18 protein-coding genes are annotated in these 20602 nt (G+C 30.4%); 2 read left to right on the top strand and 16 right to left on the bottom strand.

Going from position 1 to position 20602, the window contains the following annotated elements:
- Nucleotides 1–467 precede the first annotated feature (467 nt).
- The 15 genes from GMC_RS19000 to mnmE form a co-directional block, all read right to left on the bottom strand.
- Nucleotides 468–893: a helix-turn-helix domain-containing protein gene (locus GMC_RS19000; RefSeq protein ID WP_010520894.1), complete on the bottom strand. Its 426-nt coding sequence runs from the start codon at nucleotides 891–893 to the stop codon at nucleotides 468–470.
- Between the two features lie 494 nt (nucleotides 894–1387).
- Nucleotides 1388–2317 carry a DUF4268 domain-containing protein gene (locus tag GMC_RS0103855; protein WP_010520895.1) on the bottom strand — a complete coding sequence of 310 codons (930 nt, stop codon included), beginning with the start codon at nucleotides 2315–2317 and terminating at the stop codon, nucleotides 1388–1390.
- 15 nt (nucleotides 2318–2332) lie between these two features.
- On the bottom strand, nucleotides 2333–5164 hold the full coding sequence (locus tag GMC_RS0103860; protein ID WP_010520896.1) for a type I restriction endonuclease subunit R: 2832 nt from the start codon (nucleotides 5162–5164) through the stop codon (nucleotides 2333–2335).
- A 3-nt stretch (nucleotides 5165–5167) separates the two neighbouring features.
- A complete protein-coding gene (locus GMC_RS0103865) occupies nucleotides 5168–5683 on the bottom strand; it encodes a hypothetical protein (RefSeq protein WP_010520897.1) in 516 nt (171 codons plus the stop codon).
- The gene (locus GMC_RS0103870) at nucleotides 5680–6624 is read right to left on the bottom strand and encodes an abortive infection family protein (RefSeq protein ID WP_010520898.1); all 945 of its coding nucleotides are present in this window, start codon (nucleotides 6622–6624) and stop codon (nucleotides 5680–5682) included. The genes GMC_RS0103865 and GMC_RS0103870 overlap by 4 nt, the downstream gene beginning before the upstream one ends.
- Before the next feature lie 3 nt (nucleotides 6625–6627).
- The gene (locus tag GMC_RS20510) at nucleotides 6628–7794 is read right to left on the bottom strand and encodes a restriction endonuclease subunit S (RefSeq protein ID WP_010520899.1); all 1167 of its coding nucleotides are present in this window, start codon (nucleotides 7792–7794) and stop codon (nucleotides 6628–6630) included.
- A gap of 3 nt (nucleotides 7795–7797) precedes the next feature.
- Nucleotides 7798–9360, bottom strand: a complete 1563-nt coding sequence (locus GMC_RS0103880; RefSeq protein WP_010520900.1) for a type I restriction-modification system subunit M — start codon at nucleotides 9358–9360, stop codon at nucleotides 7798–7800.
- Nucleotides 9333–9629: a helix-turn-helix domain-containing protein gene (locus GMC_RS0103885; RefSeq protein ID WP_040472416.1), complete on the bottom strand. Its 297-nt coding sequence runs from the start codon at nucleotides 9627–9629 to the stop codon at nucleotides 9333–9335. The genes GMC_RS0103880 and GMC_RS0103885 overlap by 28 nt, the downstream gene beginning before the upstream one ends.
- Nucleotides 9630–9830: 201 nt before the next feature.
- On the bottom strand, nucleotides 9831–10022 hold the full coding sequence (locus GMC_RS0103890) for a SymE family type I addiction module toxin (RefSeq protein ID WP_029489587.1): 192 nt from the start codon (nucleotides 10020–10022) through the stop codon (nucleotides 9831–9833).
- Between the two features lie 195 nt (nucleotides 10023–10217).
- Entirely contained in the window at nucleotides 10218–11198 is a 981-nt protein-coding gene (locus GMC_RS0103895) for a hypothetical protein (protein ID WP_010520903.1), read from the bottom strand.
- 395 nt (nucleotides 11199–11593) lie between these two features.
- Nucleotides 11594–12400 (bottom strand): helix-turn-helix domain-containing protein, encoded by an 807-nt coding sequence (locus GMC_RS0103900; protein WP_010520904.1) that lies wholly within the window; start codon nucleotides 12398–12400, stop codon nucleotides 11594–11596.
- Between the two features lie 62 nt (nucleotides 12401–12462).
- Nucleotides 12463–12741 (bottom strand): helix-turn-helix domain-containing protein, encoded by a 279-nt coding sequence (locus tag GMC_RS0103905; protein WP_010520905.1) that lies wholly within the window; start codon nucleotides 12739–12741, stop codon nucleotides 12463–12465.
- Nucleotides 12742–12931: 190 nt separating this feature from the next.
- Nucleotides 12932–13573 carry a PDDEXK family nuclease gene (locus tag GMC_RS0103910; RefSeq protein WP_010520906.1) on the bottom strand — a complete coding sequence of 214 codons (642 nt, stop codon included), beginning with the start codon at nucleotides 13571–13573 and terminating at the stop codon, nucleotides 12932–12934.
- Nucleotides 13566–14708: a tyrosine-type recombinase/integrase gene (locus GMC_RS0103915; protein WP_010520907.1), complete on the bottom strand. Its 1143-nt coding sequence runs from the start codon at nucleotides 14706–14708 to the stop codon at nucleotides 13566–13568. Before GMC_RS0103915 ends, GMC_RS0103910 begins: the two co-directional genes overlap by 8 nt.
- 169 nt (nucleotides 14709–14877) lie before the next feature.
- Nucleotides 14878–16290: a tRNA uridine-5-carboxymethylaminomethyl(34) synthesis GTPase MnmE gene (gene mnmE / locus GMC_RS0103920; RefSeq protein WP_010520908.1), complete on the bottom strand. Its 1413-nt coding sequence runs from the start codon at nucleotides 16288–16290 to the stop codon at nucleotides 14878–14880.
- Nucleotides 16291–16815: 525 nt separating this feature from the next.
- Here mnmE and GMC_RS0103925 point away from each other — a divergent pair.
- Entirely contained in the window at nucleotides 16816–19314 is a 2499-nt protein-coding gene (locus GMC_RS0103925) for a galactose-binding domain-containing protein (protein WP_010520909.1), read from the top strand.
- A gap of 75 nt (nucleotides 19315–19389) precedes the next feature.
- Here the strand turns inward: GMC_RS0103925 and GMC_RS0103930 are convergent, their stop codons facing one another.
- A complete protein-coding gene (locus tag GMC_RS0103930; RefSeq protein ID WP_010520910.1) occupies nucleotides 19390–19839 on the bottom strand; it encodes a ferritin-like domain-containing protein in 450 nt (149 codons plus the stop codon).
- 490 nt (nucleotides 19840–20329) lie between these two features.
- Here GMC_RS0103930 and GMC_RS0103935 point away from each other — a divergent pair, with 490 nt between their 5' ends.
- Nucleotides 20330–20542 carry a hypothetical protein gene (locus tag GMC_RS0103935; RefSeq protein WP_010520911.1) on the top strand — a complete coding sequence of 71 codons (213 nt, stop codon included), beginning with the start codon at nucleotides 20330–20332 and terminating at the stop codon, nucleotides 20540–20542.
- Nucleotides 20543–20602: the final 60 nt, after the last annotated feature.

The raw sequence follows: 20602 nt of genomic DNA on the forward strand, positions 1-20602 counted from the left end.
GTCCATCCCTTTACTAAAATCTTTTAGGTATTCATAAGCTGTTGACCATGTAGCATAATTAGAACCTGTGCGCTTATCCATTAATTTTTCAAAGTAATCTAAAAAAGAAAGTTCACCTTTAGCTTTTATTTCATTCTGCTGCTTTTCAAACTCGTTATAAATTTCGGGTTTGTTGATTTCATTATCTCGCTTTAACCGAATTTTTTCAGCTAGTAATAAGGTCTGTTTATTACTTACTTTATCAATAGGTGATTTAGGTTTTTCAATAATATAAAGTCCTAAAAATTCCCTTCGTGTACTTTTCTCCTTAATAACGATAGCAGGGTAGAAGTCAAGGTATAAAATTTTTACGCCCTCTAGTTATTGATTTTTGTCGTAATGTAACTTTTATAGCCATTGTATTAAGTTAAGGTAGTGCAGAAAGTGCATAAAATGCAAGTTTTAAAACAAATTAAATATTTGTAAAATTAGCCTAGTAAGTTGTCAATTAGTTTTTTAGGAATGTAGGTGTATTTTCCTTTTTCTATTTTAGGTATTTCATTACGTTTTATTAAGTTGTATAATGCACCGTTGGAAATTCCGTACTTATCTACTGTTTCACTTATAGTATAACATTCTGAAATATCGTATTGCAGAGGTTCTTGTTCTTTACCATTTGCAAGTCTTTTGTCAATTTCTGAACGTTTGACTCTCGTTAATCGAGTTCCTAAATTATGAGCATTAATTTCTTTTTTGCTAATTAATCGATAAATTGTTTTAGTAGAACAACCCAGTAGGATAGCAGTTTCGGGAACACTTAAGAACTCTTTACTATTTATATTAATAATAGGTTTGTCCTTTATAATATTTGTTTGTTGATTGCTTTGCTCAATTTTTTCATTTCGTTTGCGCACTTTGTAAGCCTTTTTAGCGCACCCATTACTACAATATTTGGTAACAGTTGTTTTTGCTGTAAATTCAGTATTGCAATGCTGACAAATTCATTGGACTAAAATATTTGAACTCATTTAATAAGGGTCATTAAGATTACTTAAAATGTTTTAAGAGTAAATAAGGGACATGTTAATCTTAATAAAAGACATAATTTGTACCTTACACCTGTTGAGGTACAATAAAGGTACAAATAAATGAGTAATTAAAGGATATCAAATAGTACTACTTATTAATTGATAATTTATTAAGTCAATTAAAAACAGTGATTTACAGGTGTTATTAGTGGTTTATTAGATGTTAATTGATAGGGGTTACTTCCCAATACAGAATATAAACTAATATATTAATTAATTGGTAAACAATGTTTTGTTTTTGATTGTAGAGTGTTAATTGTAAAAATTGAGTAAAATTTATTCAAAAAATAAGAAACTAAGCGAAAAGTAATGATGATTTATTAGTTAAAATATTTTGGAAATACTTTAGAGAATTTCTCTGCTATATTTTGAAGCCAATTAAAATAATCATTCCAGCTTTCTTGTTCAGATATATTTGCTTTATAACCTTTTGTAATTCTTGTTGCTTTTTTGCCCTCTAGTTCTTCCCAATCCAAAGTCAATGCTAGTTCTTTTTCAATAGCTTCTTTATTGTCGCTAAACCTATTGAATAAATCAATAGCATCAGGGATGTATATTGAACAGGCTATATCATTTTTTTGCGTATTGATGGTTAATACAATATGCCCTAAAGATGTTCCAAAGCTAATATTATACCAATGTTGTGCTCTTGGTTTTCTACCTATTCTTAATGAAGTGTTATTATCTTTAGTATATCTAATAAACTGTGTCCAAAACTCTAATTGTGTCAGCTTTGTATCTGTTAGTTCTTTAGACTCGTGCGATGAATTTTGAAGTTGTTTAGCCCAATCATTTGGTTGTACTAAAATATGAAACTTTGGAGCAAAAGGAGAATCATCTATTTGCCACAATTCCATTTGAATAAGAATAAAACTTAATTGTGCATTGGTGCTATTATTTAACCATTCAATCGCTTTTTGATGTTCTTCTCTAGCTTCTTTTACAATCCAAATGATAACAGATGCATTAAAACCAGAAGCATACGTTATAAGTTGTCCTAAATGCTTGTGGTCTGTAATTTCAAGTTGATTTTCTATAATAACTCGTCTTTCAGAATCCTCATCTTTGGCCAAAATATCTACTGAATATCGTCCTGTAGCTTCTTCTACTTTTACATCTATTAAACTAATTCCTATTTCATCACTTAGTAGCTGTATATTTTCTTCTTTGGCAAGCCATCTAGTAAAATCTAAAGCTTCGTGCTTCCAATACGTTCGTAAGTCTATCTTTTTTAAGTTACTAAGTTTCATTTTAGTTGTTTTTTCTTATCCCATACCCTCTATAAAGGTATTTACAAATTCAAGTATTTTTTCTGCTACTCTTTCAGCTTTCGATTTACGTTCTTTAAGACTCGGTCTAGTATTCATTAAATTAACTATTTCATCCCTTAATGGCATTTTCTGTGTAAATAAATAATTGCTTACGACCTCTTGTAATTTTAGAACATTTAGATTTTCTTCTTTACTCAAATTATCAATAGCTGTTTGCTTTTCAATAGTCCAAAATGTATCAAAAGCTTCGGGTATATTTTCACTATCATTAACCAATGGTAAGTTTTCATCAATAAATCGCTCTATTAGTTCTTTTTTGCTTCTTAATTGTGTTTCAGAACTCATTATTTCTGAAATAGCTTTACGTTGTTTTTCTTTTTCATCAGGTTTTTTAGCATCTTGAAGTTTAGCTAATAAACTAAGTATATAAGCTACATTGATTTCATCACGTCTAATTAATTCTATCTCAAAATCTATATCATTTAGTATTGAAACCTTTTCTTTTTGATTAGTGGTCTTTACTTCATCATATAAATCTAAATATTTGCTTTTATAATCTTCAAAAGTTTGCTCATCTAAAGGCAAATCTTCAAAGTCGAATTGGGTAAAAGAGTTTAATACGTTTTGCAACCTCATTATTTCTCGAAATGCTTTAATGAATTCTAACTCATCATCTTCCGAAATTAAATCATTAACACTATCAACAGTAGGAGCAATTTTCAATAACCTCTCAACAGAATTAGTATAACTTTCTAAATAATCTTCATAGGGTTTTAAAATAATTTCTTCAACAGCATCTTTATTAGAAAACAACGTTATTGCTTCGTCTGTTTGGTCTTTTAAATTCCTAAAACAAACCACATTTCCATGCGATTTTAATTCATTTAAAACTCTGTTTGTTCTAGAGTAGGCTTGAATCAACCCATGATATCTTAAATTCTTATCTACATAGATAGTATTCAGTAGTTTACTGTCAAATCCTGTTAAAAACATATTTACTACCAATAATACATCAACTTGCCTATTTTTAACCCTCTTACCAATATCTTTATAATATGAATAGAATGTTTTAGTTGAATAGTTTGTACTATAAATATTATTATAATCAGCAATAAAACTATCTAGCTTTTCTCTTGTGTGTGTATTATTCTTTGAGGTTTCAAAATCGTCAAAAAATTCTTCATCAGGAATGAAACCAACAGCATCCGAATCGTCTTCATTGGATTTGTAAGAAAAGATAGTAGCTACTCTTAAATCGTGTTTTCCTTGTTCTTTCTTTTCTCTAAGTAACTCGTAATAAACAATTGCTGTATCTACATTAGAAGTACATAAAATAGAAGTAAACTTTTTGTTATGTGTTTTTCTATTATGATTATTGATGATATACTCTGTAATGTTGTCCAATCGTTTTGGAGCTTCCATTACCTCTTTTTTGTCAATACCATCTACTTGAATGTCTACTACACCGTCCTTACCTTTAAACGTACTTATATATTCAATAGCAAAGCGTAAAACGTTTCTATCTCTAATAGCGTCTGTAATAACGTATTTATGTAAACATTCTTCAAACAAATCTTTTGTTGTTCTTTTTCCTAATTGATTTTTTACAGCATTATCGGCAAAAATTGGTGTACCAGTAAATCCGAACATTTGAGCATTTACAAAGAACTCTTTTATACGTTTATGCGTATCTCCAAATTGACTTCTATGGCACTCATCAAAAATGAATACTACTTTTTTATCTTTTAGCAGTTCCATTTTTTCTAAATGCTTAGGTTTTTGAATTGCTGTATTTAATTTTTGAATTGTTGTTACAGATAATTTTGTGTCGTCAGAAAACTGTTTTACTAATGCTGTAGTATTGTTAGTTGCATCAATACTACCCTCACTAAAACTATTAAATTCCTTGATAGTTTGGTAGTCTAAGTCTTTTCTGTCAACAACAAATACAACTTTGTAAACTTTATCGGAGTTAGTTAATATTTGTGCAGTTTTAAAAGATGTTAATGTCTTTCCTGAACCTGTGGTGTGCCATATATAACCAAATTTATTAGTCTCTTCAACTCTTTTTACGATAGCCTCAGTTGCATAATATTGGTAAGGCCTTAACACCATTAATTCCTTTTTAGTTTCGTTTAACACAACATATTTAGTTATCATTTTAGATAAATGACAAGGCTCTAAAAATTGTTTCGTAAAATCACTTAACTGCGAAATGATTTTATTTTCATCATCTGCCCAATAAAAAGTTTGTTTAAATGAACGTGCTTTTATAGAGTTGTTAGCGTAATATTTTGTATTAACGCCATTGCTTATGACAAAAAGTTGGATAAATTGAAATAACCCTTTACCTGATTGATATGAGTGTCTTTGATAGCGATTTGTTTGATTGAAAGCTTCTTTTAATTCTAAACCCCTTCGTTTTAATTCAATTTGAGTAAGCGGTAAACCATTCACTAAAATAGTAACGTCATATCTATTTTTATACGTTCCCTCCATTGTGATTTGGTGGGTAACTTGATATTGATTTTTACACCATGCTATTTGATTAACTAGTTCAATATATCCATTACTACCATTATCTTTTACATATTGTATTTTATCTCTAAGTATTTTAGCTTTTTCAAAAATATTACCTTTAGATAGCTGATTAAGAATTTGCTTAAACTCTTTTTCAGATAACATACAATTATTATGTTTTTCTAGTTGTGATTTTAGATTATTGATTAAATCTTGCTCATCTTTTATCACTACTTTTTGATACCCTAACTCTTGTAATTGGGCAACTAAATTTTGTTCTAGTATATATTCAGATTGTCTTGTCATGTGCTAACTTCTATTAAATGTATGTAGCTCTAATTCAGCTAAACTACTATATGTAGAATTCTGTAATACTTGTTTAGCATGTTGAATGATTTCTAAGTATGGCTTTTCAGATTCTATTTGTGTCCAAGCATAAAGTTTTGGAACTTTTAACTTGTTTTGTATAATTCTATCAACAGGAAAATGTGGAGGTGTCGGAATGCACTCTAAACACCACAAATATTTTAAATATAGATTAAGTAATTTTTGACTTACACCAAAATTTAGCTGTCCTTTGTTTAAAACTGATGTGAAATTGTTTTTTGTGTATTCAGATACACTCCAAATCATTTTGATATGTTTTTCTTCACTTAGATTAGTTTTATATACGTTTTCTATCAATTGATTTATAAAAGCGTGAAGATTTGCTTTAAATTCACTTTTAACAGTTTCAGAAACTTGTTGCCTATAAATATTTGCACGTTGAAACGCTCCCATTGTTGAGAGTAGCCATATTTCTTTATTTATAAACTTTTGCTTCATAATATTTTAGCCAAATCTTCTATTAACTCATCTATTTTACGTTCAACAACTAACACCTTTGTTTTTTCATCAGTTGGCCCATAGATAAATAGTTCAGTTATTTTCCCTTTACTTGGAAATTCATTGTCAAAGAAAAATCTATCCAATAATTCCGTTAGTTTTTTAGGGTTTAATTGTTCTTCTTCGGCTAGTTGTCGAATAAATTCTTTTTGTTTTTCTTCTGTAAAGAACTTACTGTTTATTTCAGATAATAAAACTTTTGTATCTGCACTTTCTGTATCTTCTGTTATTAATTCTTCTTCAACTTCATCTACTAAATATTCATTTTCATATTTAAAATAGTATAGCGCATTATCATATTCGTAAAGTACTTTACTGTAACGTTCGGTAGCAATTGGAAAATCTTCAATACTAGTATCTAGCCATACATTGTAATCTTTCATTTGTTCAGAATCATAATGATTTTCAATTACTACAACTTCATCTAATTTTTTTAAAAGATATACAGACATACTCTCTGTAAAACCTGCTATCATTTGCGAAAAATCAGGACAATTAATTTGTTTTTTAATAGAAGCTCTACCATGACTAATATCACTGTGGCCATTGCGTATTTCACCCAATATCCTAACTACATTTACAATACCTCTTGCAAAATCCCTATCAAAAAATTGCAACTCATCGTTTAAAGCATTTAATGCCCTTTTTGCTAATTCTTTTATTTCTCTTGACTTATCTAGCTCATGTATAGGCTCTTGCTTTATTTTATGAATAACAAGTTTAGAAATGCCTTCTATTATGGCTTTACAGGTTTCAATGGAAGTGTCAGGTTTTTTTGTGTGGTATTCGTCTATAATATCAAGTAGCTCATTGTAGTAGCTCAAACCTATTTCAGGTCTGTGTTTAGTTATACTTAAAATTTCACTCCTTAATAAGTCCATTTATTACACAAACATTTTTTGTAGTAACCCTTTTTTAAAGGTTTTTGTATTTTTTAATTGGGTATTTACAGTTTCGATTTTATTGTCTATTTCTGATAAGAAAACAGCAATTTTATCTTGTTCTTCCTTTTTTGGATAACTAATTTTTATTTTAGAATATTTTGATATCCAATGTCTTCCGTGACCTCCAGTTTTATACCTTATTGTTAACATTACTTGGTACAAATAATTGATATTTTCATCTTCTTTTGCTATTAAAATTTTCATAGCAGAAGATTTAGCTTTAAAAGGAAAATCAACATATTGAATAGATGTCGTAAAATCATCAAATAATATTACAGGTAAAGAATTGTTATATATACCATTTGTTTCGTCTGTATAACCTAAAATAAATGTTTTCCCTGCTGTTAATACTGGCGTATCAAAAGAATCATCATAATCAGTACTTGAAACTAAATAATTTGTTGGCTGTTCATAGTCTAAACATTGTCCTAATGATTTTTCTCCCCAATCAGGGTAATCATTTCCGTTATCATCTTTAAACCGAATTTCTTGGTTAAAGATTTTTTGCATTACCCCATTTTTGTATTTCTCTAATAAGCTCTTTTTTTCTTGTAATTGCTTTATCTTTTCTTCTGTGGCCAATAAAAATGAGCCTATCTTTTGTTGTTCTGTTATATCTTTAGGAACTATAATTTTTGACTTTGCAAATTCTTTTTGCCCAAGAGTTTTGTTACGCCCAGCTCCACCAGGGGAGGCCAATTCCAAGATGTGCTTTCCTCTTTTGCGTAAGAAGAAAAACAGTATAAAATCTAAGTCTAACTTTTTTACTTTAGGTTTATACATTGGAAAACGATGTGAAGTAATTAAACCGTTTTCTTTTTCGGTTGTTTTCGCAACTGCCATTTCCCAAGCAAATACAATGTTTACAATAAACAAATCCTTTTCTAACCAAAACACACGTTTATTCCCTAAAGCTTTACCATATACTGGCTCTTTATGAAAAATGCCTTTACCATGAGAACGAATACCTATCTCTTGATATTCCTGTTCTTTTTCAACTTCAACAGTATTTACCACCCTATCAAAAATAGTATCAATAGCTTTTTCTTTCCACTTTTCTGTAAACTCTGGAAAACGTAATTCAGGTATAAATTTTTGTTCTTTCATACTTTAAAATGGCGTTGGAATTTTAAGGTCTTCACAAAAAGAAGCAATTAATTTATCGGTTTCAATTATTTGCTCATCTAACGCCTTAATTTCAGTAGTAACCTTTTCTAGGTCGATAGGTTCTTCTTCTTCAAACATATCTACATAACGAGGTATGTTTAAGTTGTAATCATTTCCTTTTATTTCATCAATAGAAGCAACATAACTGTATTTGTCTATCGTTTTTCGTTCTCTGTAGGTTGAGACAATCTTTTCAATATCTTCTTCTCTTAAATAATTTTGATTGGTAGCCTTACCAAACTCATTAGAAGCGTCTATAAATAAAATATTATCGTCATGAACTCTACATTTACTCAACACCAAAATACAAGTTGGAATACTAGTACCATAAAATATATTGGCAGGTAAACCAATAACAGCATCAATATAATTTTGCTTTTCAATCATATATTGTCTAATGGTAGATTCGGCAGCTCCTCTAAATAAAGCACCATGAGGCAATACACAAGCCATAGTTCCATTATCGGCTAATTGATATAACATGTGTTGTGCAAAAGCAAAATCAGCCTTACTACTAGGTGCCAGTTTACCGTATTGACTAAAGCGATCATCATTTTCAAACAGCGGGTTGTTTTTTCCTTTCCATCTAGCAGAAAATGGAGGATTAGCAACAATAGCCTCAAAACGTAATTCTAAATGTTGAGGGTCTTCTAAAGTATCTTCTTGTTTTAAATTAAAATGGCTGTAATGAACATCATGTAAAATCATATTCATTCGTGCTAAGTTGTATGTCGTTCTATTTAACTCTTGTCCATAGAAATCATCTACTTGCACCTCTCTTGCTACACGCAACAATAAAGAACCTGAACCACATGTCGGGTCGTAAACATTTCGCAATCGTTTTTTATTAGTGGTAACTATTTTAGCTAGAACTTTTGATACTTGTTGCGGTGTATAAAATTCTCCTGCTTTTTTTCCTGCACCACTTGCAAACTCTCCAATTAAATATTCATAGGCATCTCCTAAAACATCGGCTTCTGTATCTTTTAAAGCAAAATTTACTTTATCTAAATGTTTTAAAATTTTTGCTATTAAAGAATTTCGTGCATCAACAGTTCTACCAAGTTTAGTACTACTTAGGTCTAAATCTTCAAATAGTTTATTAAAATCATCTTCACTATCTGTTCCCATTGTACTTTGCTCAATGTTATTCAAGATAGTTTCTAAATCTTCTAGTATAAAATTACTTTCTGTTTCGGTGTCGGCATTTCCTTTTTTGGCTAATGAAGTAAATAATTCATCAGGCTTAAGAAAATAACCAAGTTTTAAAACAGATTCCTCTTTAATAGCTTCTAAATACTCATCGTCATTAACTAAAAGATAATCTTTTATATCTTCTGTTTCTAGCAATTCATTTGCGTATAAATATTGTTTCTCCGATAGGTATTTGTAAAAGATGAATCCTAAAATATAATCACGGAATTCATCAGCATCCATTTTACCTCGTAACTCATTGGCTATATTCCAAAGTTGTATTTCTAGGAGTTTCTTTTGTTCTTCTGACATAAGTTTAAAATTTCATTTATTGATTCCTCAAAATATTTCTCATTACCATATTCTGCATTAATCTTTTCTGTCAAATAAAGCATTTGTAATGCTTTAAATTCAATATCTAAAGACTTTGAAAGTATAGGAATGATATCAGACGTAGCAAAACGTTCCGAACGTTCTATCTTGCTTAAAATAGAGGTGTCTATATCACATTCAGCCGCAATTTTTCGTAAAGGCAATCCTTTTTCTTCTCTATGCTTTCGTATTAGTTCTCCAAACATCATAATTTTGAATATTTTTTTTGGAATAATTATTCAAATATACTGTTTTTGTTGAAGAATAAAAGTTACACCCTACGTGTAATTTTTTATAGATAGTAGTCTAAAAAAGTACACAGACTGTGCAGTATTGAAATTTGATAGAATCGCATAAAAAAACACGCTATTTTAGATGCGTGTTTTTGTTGAGGTTGTGAAGTGTGAGAGTTATTCTTTTTCTAAAGTGATGATGAGTTTATTTTTATGTTGCTCTACCTTGATGTGCTTACCCTCCTTAAATCCTAGTTTTTTGAGCCATTCGCCTTGTAACTGAATTTGTGGTATTGTTTTATGTTTCCAAGTCCATCTATTTACCAAAACTATTTTTCTGTATATTTTTAAAACTCTCGTATTTGACATTCTAAATCAGGTATAAGGTAAACCTACACAAAACCTGTATTTGGGTAAAATACCGAGAAGTTTTTATTTAAAATAAAAGTGATGTTTTACCTCATCACTTCTAATGCATTATTTTTTGAAAGATGATAGATTTATCAGTTTTTGTAATTGAAATTAAACTGAAAGCTCTAAAGTGTATCTACTAAATAACTTTATTTAAAACCCTCTTAGGCTTTCTATATTTTGATATGAAGTAACTTTAGAATTCTTTACATACACAAAAATTCCACTACCATAAACTAGTTGTTTGAGTACATAACCATTACCTTGTTGCATATTCGTTTCTCTAGGTTTTCCAATTGATTCATAAAGAGCTTTTTCAGACATTCCAATGTCGACTTTACTAGATAAAATCGCTTTAATTTCTTTTGAACTAAAGTTCGCTTTTAGATAAGAATCGTATTTATTTTTTTCTTCATTCCAAGCTATTTGATAACAGCTTTTCATGTATACATTCTTTATTGTTCTACAATCGACCTCAAAGGTGTCGTTTGAAGGAGTGTTAGTTTTTGAATTGTATTCCTTTAATATTAATCTAGGTCTATCAATTGAAATATCTAAATCAATAACTTTATAATAATGATAAGAATTCATTTTTACACTCACTTCATCAAAAACGATAAAATCATCGATTTTAAAGTTAGATTTTAGGTTTTTTAAATCAGTTTCTGCATCCTTATTCGTGAAACTTGTTTTTTTAAACTTTTTATGCTCTAAGTAACCATATATATTTCCATTCTCATCTTTGAAAGCTGAGGACTTAGGTGTTGATTTATTGTTGTAAAGTACTTCTAGTCTTAAATTAGAAATGGATTTAGGATTTATAAAAATAGCTTTCCTTTCTAGCCATTGACCATTATTTATTACTAATTCAAATATTGCAGGGTTGTTAGGCTTCCAACCATCTGTATACTTAATCCAGTTTTTCCATTTCTCATTAGATTGTTGAATTTCGTTGGATAAACTAATAAATACGAAATCTCCTTTTTTTAAATCACTTATCTCTTTATTAGTCTTTTCGTAATTACGTAATGATTTTGGAATTATCGATTCAATGAGATTCTCGCAGTTAGTTTGAGAATACGAAATGTTAACTAAAAAAATAAGAAAGACCAAAAAGTGTTTGTTTGTTTTCATTTGACACAAATTTTGTTACTCTCCAGTTCCTAAAAAGTAGGTTAGTGTTAAAAAAAGAAGCGTGGAACTGTAGCCTATTGCCCGAGAGGTACTGGTATACCCGATGACACAAATAAACTAAGCCCACGCCATAACGTGAGCATTAGAATTATTACCGTGTGTCATCTTAAAAATTACCAGTTTTCTCGAACACAAATAATAGCTAACGCTAAATCAATATATTATATGAAATATTTTTTTATCCTTATAAAATAGTTTTTATTTAGATGTAAATATATCATTTTATAGTCAAGCAATAAAACTCTTTTTCGGGAGTACCATCAGGATCAAATAATAAATAAAAAAAGAGAGGTACTTTACATCTCTTTCGTTTACAATTTAATTGGATGATTAGATTACTTCATATCTTCAAACCAATTTAACATAGAATCTTGATTAACATCATAGGAATCATTATTTTCAAGTTCATCTTTGAAATTCAAATAATCTTCGTCTTTGTATTTAGACAGCTCAAAACTAAAATCATCTGCTTTAAATCCTTTAAAACGATAAGGGTAATACCTGTTTTTTATATGTACAGTATCTCTAAAGTCAAGATAAAAACAAAATAAGTATTTGTAAAAAGTATTGTCAATTACTTCTATAGATTTTAATAGTTCATCACCTAGATAAGTTTTAAAGACATTAAATACAAGCCCCATATGTTTCTGTTCAGAAATCTTAATCTTATAATCTGATATATTAAAATGACGTTTGTTCAAATGCTCTAAAGAATCAATTAAAAGACGTTTAATCTTTTTCTCCATCTTTGAGTTAAAAGAAAATTCATCAATTAATTTATTTTTTTTACTATTAAAAGTTTTACTATTATGTGTATCAGATTTGATACTGTAGGAGGTATCGTTTTTAATACTATTAAGTGTTGTATTTGATACGTTTTCAACTAAATTTGAGGGTTTTAGGTGTCTTATTTTGCCTTTGAATTCTTTTTGCACAAAATTTTTGTCAATTAGCTTTTTTAATGCTCTATTTAAGGTTGGTTTAGTAATTTTTAGTTCTTTTTGAATATATTCGTTTTTAGCGTAACAATAACCTTTTTTTTTACTCATGGAGTAAATAAAACCATAGATTAACATGTCTGTTGAATTTAAAGCACTCTGATACACAGGTTTCGGAATTATTATATAATAATCATTATTCATTTTAGCCTTTGTTAGAAAGCTCCTTGTTACTTCGTATAGTAAATGCAAGGAGCTTTATAGTTTTACAATAATTTAGATTCAATGTCCGCTTCTAATTCATCATTAGATTTTACTTTGTATTTCAATAAATACTGCTCTAAATCTTGTTTTTTGAAATAGATAAGTTTTCCAGATGGTTTGTAATGGCTTATCCTATTGTCAAAAGTCATTTTGTATAAAGTAGACTTTGATATGCCTAAATACTTTGCTGCTTCTTTTAGTGAAAGAATCTCTTTGTGATGTATTTGTTGCTCCTGCATTAAATTTTTTAATTCCTGTAATTCTTTAATTATCTGTTCCATTTTAACTTGGATTGAAGATTAATAATGAAACAACCGGTTGTTTTTTTATGTTAACAGGACAAAATTTGAAAATAAAGGACAGTAAGAGATAAATGGTATTTGCATTTTAAGTGTAAAATGCTTATATTCAATTTAGTAGTGGTGATGTGAAAATTAAAATTGGTATTGTAAGTTTTAAAACTGGTATTGTTTATTTGATAAAGAAAAATTCGCCTCTTAAATCGTATGTTTCTCTACGGTTATGTTGAAATTCTTTTTTGAATTCAATGTTATATCGATTTTCAAAGAATCGTCTTAGGTTTTTGTAGTAGGAATTTTCATTTTCTTTTAACCAAACGTTATTTATTCGTTGATTAAAAACAGATAATTCTTTTAGCTTACAGAGTAATATAGCCAACTCTTTTTTCTCCCTTTTCCAATTTAAATCGTAATCAAGGTAATTATTTTCTATTAGTAGCTTTTCAAAGATTATAAAACGATTGATTTCATCTGGGTATATTACTTTTCCAAGTTTTATCTTTTCTTCTGAATTGTATGTTTTTCCTTCTAATTCCTTTCTCTCATTAGCTATAAATTGAATGACATTGGAGATTTCTAAAAACTTGTATTCTTCTTCTATTAGTGGTCTATCTGATTCCGATTGAAAGCTAACAAACTTGTGTTGTAAGTGATTAAGAAATGTTACTTGTTCTATCTTGTTTTCGAATAACCCAAGTTTGTTGCTAATGGTTTGTTTCCAATTAGGGCTTATAACAAATATATTATTGGTGCTTATTCTGATTATAGAATTAAATACATTATCAACTAAATGTTTTATTGTAGTACTACTCATCAAAACTTATATTTAATTCAAATTCAGGGAGTTTGTCAATCGCTTCTTTACGCTTTTCGTTTACAATTTTGGTATAAATTTGAGTTGTACGTATGTCTTTATGCCCTAGTATATCCATAATTACAAATAAATCAACACCTTTGGTTAAAAGTAGGGTAGCATGTGTATGCCTTGCAACATGAAAAGTGACATGTTTAGTTATTCCAGCTTTTAATACCCATCTTGACAATGCAGTATTCATATAATCAGAATAACGTAACCCAATAAAAACTCTATCATTAGGTTCTTTTCTTTGCCCCAGTAATTCTCTTGCTTGTTTTGATGCTTCTAGATATTCTTGTCCTTTAGTTTTCTGTTGTCTGAAAATTATTTTAGAACTATCTTTTTCATCATTAACCTCACTCCAAACTAATTTATTGCAGTCACTCCAACGCAATCCAGTAAAGCATGAAAATAGAAATGCTCTTTTCAGAACAGGATATCTGCAATCTGTAATCGCTAATAGCTGTATTTCTTCTTCTGTTAAATATTCTCGCTTCGTTTCTTGCCCCTTAATACTTTTAACTTTTTGAACAGGGTTTTTTCCTATTAATTCTTTTTCATAGGCAGTATTGATACATGTTCTAAATTTATTGAAGTAAGAACTGGCAGAGTTGGTAGACAGCTTTTTTCCTCCTTTGGTAAGTTTTTCCGTAAGTAAGAATTTTTTAAAACCTTCTACAAATTCAATATTTACATCACCTAATAGCATTCCTTCTCTACAGAATTTTTGTAGATGCTTATGTACACTATCCCAACTTCCATAATTACCTTTGCTTTGTTTTCTTTCTTCCATAAGTTTATGGAAATAATCAAGTAGTTTTATTTTACGTTGATTAGGGTTTTTAAACTCATATTTTCCGCTTTGTATTTCTATTTCTCTTTTAGAACGTATATTGTTAGCTAATACCAAAGCTTGCTTATTATGTCTTTTGTCGTTTTGATTGGTTGGGTTCTCAATGAGATATAAATCTAATTTTTCATACTCTCGTTGATGTTTTATTTTTCCGTCTTTGTCTTTGGTATATCCCCAATAAATTTCTAGAAAGAGAGAGATCCCTACTTTTGTTTTACGCTTATTTAGTTTGACTTTCATTATTGAAATAATTTACAATTTTTACAATAAATAAATGTATGATTGTAAAAACTTGGTAATAAAAGTAAAAAAATGTAAAAGAATAAGAAAATAAAAGATACTGTTTATATTTGTAAATACTTTATTTTGTTGTGTTTGATAGTATTTTTGTTTCTTTTGTTTTCATAGTTTATTTTCCAATACAAAAATTAGCAAAAATATTTCCAAGTAACTCGTCATTAGTAACTTCGCCAGTAATATTTCCTAAATGGTATAGGGATTCTCGGAGGTCTATGGCTAGTAGGTCGCCACTTAGTTGAGCGGACATACCGGCTTGTACATTCTGAATTTCTTCAAGTGCTTTAATTAACGAATCATAGTGGCGAGAGTTTGTTACAATAGTTTCGTCGTTTCGGAGTTCACCATTATTGACAAAATTCAGTAATTCATCCGTTAGCGTTGTAATACCTGTTTTTTGTTTCGCGGAAAGCGAAACAATTTTTACGTTTTCAATAGTTTTCAATTCTTGAGTAATCGTAAGGTGATCGTCCTGAGATAATTGATCCACTTTATTCAACACAATAATCAAAGGTTTTAAAGGATGTTGATTTTTAACCTGAGCAATTTCATTTTTGAAATTTTTAAGACTATCTACGGATAATTTTATACTATCCACCAAATATAAAACTACTTGCGCTTGGCCAATTTTTTCAAATGTCTTTTCAATACCTATGGATTCAATACTATCCTTAGTTTCTCGTATTCCAGCAGTATCAATAAATCGGAAGCGCAAACCACCTATTGCAATCTCATCTTCAATAGTATCACGAGTAGTGCCTGCAATGTCTGAAACTATGGCTCTGTCCTCATTGAGTAATGCATTCAGTAGGGTAGATTTTCCTGCATTAGGAGCCCCCACAATAGCCACAGGAATCCCTTGTTTTATGACATTTCCTATAGCAAATGAATCAATTAAGCGTTTCAAAATAACTTCAATTTTTAAAAGTAAGGAAACAAACTGTGATCGATCAGCAAATTCAACATCTTCCTCCGCAAAATCAAGTTCCAATTCCAGTAATGAAGCAAAATTGAGTAGCTGATCCCTCAAGCGTTTAATTTCATTACTAAAACCACCGCGCATTTGCTGAATAGCCACTTGATGCGCCGCTTCACTATCGCTTGCAATCAAATCGGCAACAGCCTCAGCCTGACTTAAATCCATTTTACCATTTAAAAAAGCACGGAGCGTAAACTCTCCTGCGTCTGCTAACCGGCACCCTTTACGCAATAATAACTGTAAAATTTCTTGTTGTATGTAAGCACTGCCATGACAATTAATTTCTATAACATCTTCACCAGTATAAGAGCGTGGGTTTTTAAATAATGAAACCAATACTTCATCAAGCACTTTGTGATCATCTTTAATATGCCCTAAGTGGATGGTGTGCGATTCCTGTTCCTCAATGCATTTTTTACTTTTAGCAAAAAAAATACGACCAACTATAGCAAACGTTTCAGGTCCCGAAACCCGAATAATAGCAACTGCACCTGCTCCAGCAGCGGAGGCCAAAGCTGTAATCGTATCGTTAGTTTTTCCAATCATATTGCAAAGCTATTACTATAAACGCTAAAAATCGAATGTGTTTTTAAATTATTTAAGCTTCCAGTAAATCAAAAACCATTTCAAATACTGATGATTCTTTTTTCTGTTATTAAATGAGTAGCATTTAATTCGTTATCAATATCCCAAATGCAACGAATTTAGTACATTATTATAGGACAGTTCTATTGATAAATAATTTTTTGGGCGTGACCACAAGGGTCGGGCTTTCCATTACAATTCCTCGCACTTCCTTTGTCAGGCTGTGGGATTTCCATTGCAATCCCTCACGCAAATAAAAGAATATAAAAGTCTAATAATCAATAATTTATGATTAATTTTACTATTATTAATTAGTTGAAAATCAATTAGTTAATTGCTAGCTTAAATTAAAGAAACAAATGGAAATAGTTTAAAAAGTAAATTCTAAGCAGTAATTTTTTTTGTAGGATTAATAGTTCATTATTATGATAAAATAAGATAAAAATAAATTTAAATTATAGTGTTAATTATAAACATATAATCAAAATGAAAGCTCAAATTACTAAAATGCTACTACTTGGTTTAGTAGCATTAGGCAGTACTGCCAATGCACAAATTTTTCAAGATGGTCGGAACTGTACTCGTGTACCCGCCGATAACAACGGTGGTAATGAAGTCTGCGTACGTGTTGCTCCTGCTCCAACAGGGAATGCTAACGATATCAGATCCGTATTACAAAACGCCAGAATACCACAACCCGTAATTAATTCGCGTTTAACGCAAGGGTTTTATGCCAATCATATTGCAGGTCAAGCAGCCGTAAGGGAAACGGCAGCAATACTAGCTGCTCGACGAAATACATACACAGGTCAAGGAACAGTAGTCAATCAATCCAATTTAGAACAAAACAGAGCTGCAATAGCAAACAATGGCGGAACTTTTATTTTTCGCGGTAATATTACTGTTAACGCAATATCTAAATTTATACAAGTAGGTAGTAATACCACCATTTGGATTGATGGTACCGTTACTTATACTGGACCACAACCCAACGGTACTACACCCGATCAATTTTCAGTATCGGATGTAGTTAATGGAGTTTTTGAAGTACGAGGGAGTAACAACCGTAACCGAAAAAGCAACGTAAACTTTTTTGGAACAAAACGTGGTAAAATAATCACTAACGGACGTTGTGCTGGAGTTTATACCCGATTTGTACGAAATTTAGAAATTTCAGGTGTCAATTTTGAACGCTGCAGAAACGTATTATTCATCAACAATACTGTGGATAGTAAATTGGAAGGTAACTTTATATACCAATCCGAAAGAAGAGCAGTACACATAAAAGCCACCAATAATGTTGAAGTATCCAGAAATTTAATTTTTGAGGCTAAAGTTGATGGAATTGACGTAGATGCATTTGCAAAAAATACGGATGTATTAAAAAATGTAGTATGTCATACAGGAGATCGATTTATGATTTGGACTGAAATAGCGGTTGAAAATACCTTAGTGGATCAAAACGTAGCAATGTTTATGCCTAATGCCGACCGAAGAGCGCTGGCTTATCAGGAAAATGGAAGCGAAACCACGCAGCCACCAACCAGAGACAATACATATTCAAACAACCATGTGTTTTACGCCGACCTAAATAAAGGAAATAGAGGATTTGTTTTAAACCCACGCAGACGTATTGTTAGAGAATCTATTGTGTTTAAAAACAATTATGTATGGCAATCAATTACTAGAAAATTACCCTATGAGGATCCGAAAACAAACGTATTTGATGATGTTTTTTACTACACACCAGGATCAAACAATAACCCAGCACCTTCAAATCCGCCAGTGGTAGTTACTCCTCCGCCCGCACCAACTCCAACGCCAACACCCAATCCGCCAGCCAATTCTGGTTCAAATTTAGCAACTGGAAAAAATGTATCACAATCAAGTGTTTATTTAAATAATCAAGACTTTAATGCGCGAAAAGCAATTGATGGTGATACTAGTATTTTTACACATACAAATAATGACGCTAATGCGTGGTGGGAAGTGGATTTAGGTGTGGTTTCGCAAATTAACAATGTACAGGTATTTAACCGAAGCGATTGTTGTCAGGAAAGATTACAGAATTTTCATGTTTTGGTATCTAACACTCCTTTTATTACAAAAAATTTAAATCAAACCATAGGTCAATCAGGTGTTGGTAATTTTTTCACTTCAGGACAAGCGGGGAGTCCAAGTACCATTAACATAAATAGAAGCGGGCGTTATGTTAGGATTCAATTGGCAGGGACTAACTTTTTACATATTGGAGAAGTTAGAATTAATGGAACAGCAGGTTCTTCAGGAGGTAATAACGGGGGCAGCGCTACCACAGTAGTGTTAACAAAACGCAATGCTTCAGGTTTTGCTATCGATGGAAGAGCTGGGGGAGCAAATCAGCAAAATGTATATTTATGGTCTCGTAATACTTCAAACGTAAATCAGCAATGGGATGAAATAAGTCGTGGAAATGGATTTTTCAGTTACCGTAAACGAAACACCAACTTTTGTTTAGATGGTGGTAATGGTGGAACCAACGGACAAAATGTTAAATTGTTTACTTGTCAAACAAATAATCAAAACCAGCATTGGCGAAAAGTGAATATTAACGGGAATTTCCGCTTAGAAAAACGTAATGCACCTGGATTTTCAATTGATGGAGGAAATGGAGGTGCCAGAGCACAAAATGTATATTTGTGGGCAAGTAGTAATACCAATCAAAATCAACAATGGAGTTTTTCAACTGCAGGGGGTGCTAAAATTTTAGATACTGCTACTCCTGAAATTTCAGTATTTCCAAATCCAGCACAACATGTAATTACAGTGGATAATATTGAGGAGTTTGATACTGTAACTATTTACAGTATTGATGGCGCAAAAGTATTGAGTAAACCATTAAATAATAATTTAATAAATGTAAATGCGTTAAGCAACGGAGTTTACCTTTTAGAATTTACAGGGGATACCTTTAAAAGGGTAGAGCGTATAGTAATTAACAACTAATTAAAACAATGCATTAGTAAAAAAAGAGCCTTTTAAGGCTCTTTTTTTGCTAATGCTCTATATTATTACATTGTTTTAATTCAAGTCTTCTAACAAGATTTCCTTACTAACGTCCTTACTGATGTACACCATTTGCTTTTGCAATATGATTTTAGTTTTTTCTGGTAACGTAGTATCTTCTAAAACTTCCCTATAAGCATCAATTGTAGCTTTTTCCCCTCGTATAGCCTCTTGTAGCATCGCAGCTGTATTATTGCTACCAAAATATTGTTTTAAATCCATCCAAGTTCGGTGTAAATTTCCTGTAATACTACCGCCTTTGTTGGGCTCCTCACCAAAAGCTTTAATTTCAGCTTTTAATTCATGTCCAAAATCATAACGTTCTTTGGCTTTTCGGTTAAAAAAATTTTTTAAGCCAGTATGTTCCACATTTTCGGCGGCTTTTTGATAGCCTTTTTCAGCATCGTAAATTTTTTCAAGTAAATCGTTTAGCTTGTCGCTAACTATTTCTGAGTAAGTTTCCATAATTTAAGTTTTAACACAATAATTTGCTGATAGAATTAAATAATCATTATACGTCACAATCAAAATTGAATAAAATTTTCTTCTATCCTTAGTCAATACGCTCACCAATTAAAGGAAGCACTGTTGACAACTAAAGCTAGTATTGTGTGAGTTAAAAATTTTTATTGATGCAATTTACCAATGATGTTAGTTAAATATTTGCTCAAAAAACACGCATATTGTTCTGATCCATAATATTAGCAAATCGATCATTCAAATACTTTTTTAATGGTAATCTGATATTTTTTTGAACACCAATTACTAGTTATAGCATTAAAAAGATTTACGATTCACTTTAACTTGCAACTTGCAACTTGTAATATGATCGTTTAAATCTTGAAGGCTAAACCTCTTATAAAAAAAATAACGTATGATATTGGATTTAAGCAGGAATTGAAAAACTACAAGCTATAAAACATTGCTTTTAAATAAACAGATAAACAAAATAAATATGGATTATAAAGGAATAACTGTTTTTTGGAAAAAAGGAGAGACCATTTTAAAAGGAAAAGTCGTGGAAACCCATAGTTATAAGAAAAATCAATCATTTAAAGAAAAAGGAAAAGCGGCTCTTTATGCATTATACATTCGATTAAAAAACGGAAAACATGTTTTAAAAAATAATAACGAAGTGTCTGTAATTTCAAAAAATTACAATGAATAGGTGTCATGAATAGGTTGTTATATTACCTTGCAATAATTATACTGATTTAAAATTTTATGT

The sequence above is a fragment of the Aquimarina agarivorans genome (assembly GCF_000218485.1).
Classification (GTDB): Bacteria; Bacteroidota; Bacteroidia; order Flavobacteriales; family Flavobacteriaceae; genus Aquimarina; species Aquimarina agarivorans.

Bases quoted from the DNA above. Each gene is read 5' to 3' on its own strand.
- GMC_RS0103855 (WP_010520895.1), bottom strand. From the start codon at position 2,317: ATGAAACTTAGTAACTTAAAAAAGATAGACTTACGAACGTATTGGAAG.
- GMC_RS0103860 (WP_010520896.1), bottom strand. From the start codon at position 5,164: ATGACAAGACAATCTGAATATATACTAGAACAAAATTTAGTTGCCCAA.
- GMC_RS0103865 (WP_010520897.1), bottom strand. From the start codon at position 5,683: ATGAAGCAAAAGTTTATAAATAAAGAAATATGGCTACTCTCAACAATG.
- GMC_RS0103870 (WP_010520898.1), bottom strand. From the start codon at position 6,624: ATGGACTTATTAAGGAGTGAAATTTTAAGTATAACTAAACACAGACCT.
- GMC_RS20510 (WP_010520899.1), bottom strand. From the start codon at position 7,794: ATGAAAGAACAAAAATTTATACCTGAATTACGTTTTCCAGAGTTTACA.
- GMC_RS0103880 (WP_010520900.1), bottom strand. From the start codon at position 9,360: ATGTCAGAAGAACAAAAGAAACTCCTAGAAATACAACTTTGGAATATA.
- GMC_RS0103885 (WP_040472416.1), bottom strand. From the start codon at position 9,629: ATGATGTTTGGAGAACTAATACGAAAGCATAGAGAAGAAAAAGGATTG.
- GMC_RS0103890 (WP_029489587.1), bottom strand. From the start codon at position 10,022: ATGTCAAATACGAGAGTTTTAAAAATATACAGAAAAATAGTTTTGGTA.
- GMC_RS0103895 (WP_010520903.1), bottom strand. From the start codon at position 11,198: ATGAAAACAAACAAACACTTTTTGGTCTTTCTTATTTTTTTAGTTAAC.
- GMC_RS0103900 (WP_010520904.1), bottom strand. From the start codon at position 12,400: ATGAATAATGATTATTATATAATAATTCCGAAACCTGTGTATCAGAGT.
- GMC_RS0103905 (WP_010520905.1), bottom strand. From the start codon at position 12,741: ATGGAACAGATAATTAAAGAATTACAGGAATTAAAAAATTTAATGCAG.
- GMC_RS0103910 (WP_010520906.1), bottom strand. From the start codon at position 13,573: ATGAGTAGTACTACAATAAAACATTTAGTTGATAATGTATTTAATTCT.
- GMC_RS0103915 (WP_010520907.1), bottom strand. From the start codon at position 14,708: ATGAAAGTCAAACTAAATAAGCGTAAAACAAAAGTAGGGATCTCTCTC.
- mnmE (WP_010520908.1), bottom strand. From the start codon at position 16,290: ATGATTGGAAAAACTAACGATACGATTACAGCTTTGGCCTCCGCTGCT.
- GMC_RS0103925 (WP_010520909.1), top strand. From the start codon at position 16,816: ATGAAAGCTCAAATTACTAAAATGCTACTACTTGGTTTAGTAGCATTA.
- GMC_RS0103930 (WP_010520910.1), bottom strand. From the start codon at position 19,839: ATGGAAACTTACTCAGAAATAGTTAGCGACAAGCTAAACGATTTACTT.
- GMC_RS0103935 (WP_010520911.1), top strand. From the start codon at position 20,330: ATGGATTATAAAGGAATAACTGTTTTTTGGAAAAAAGGAGAGACCATT.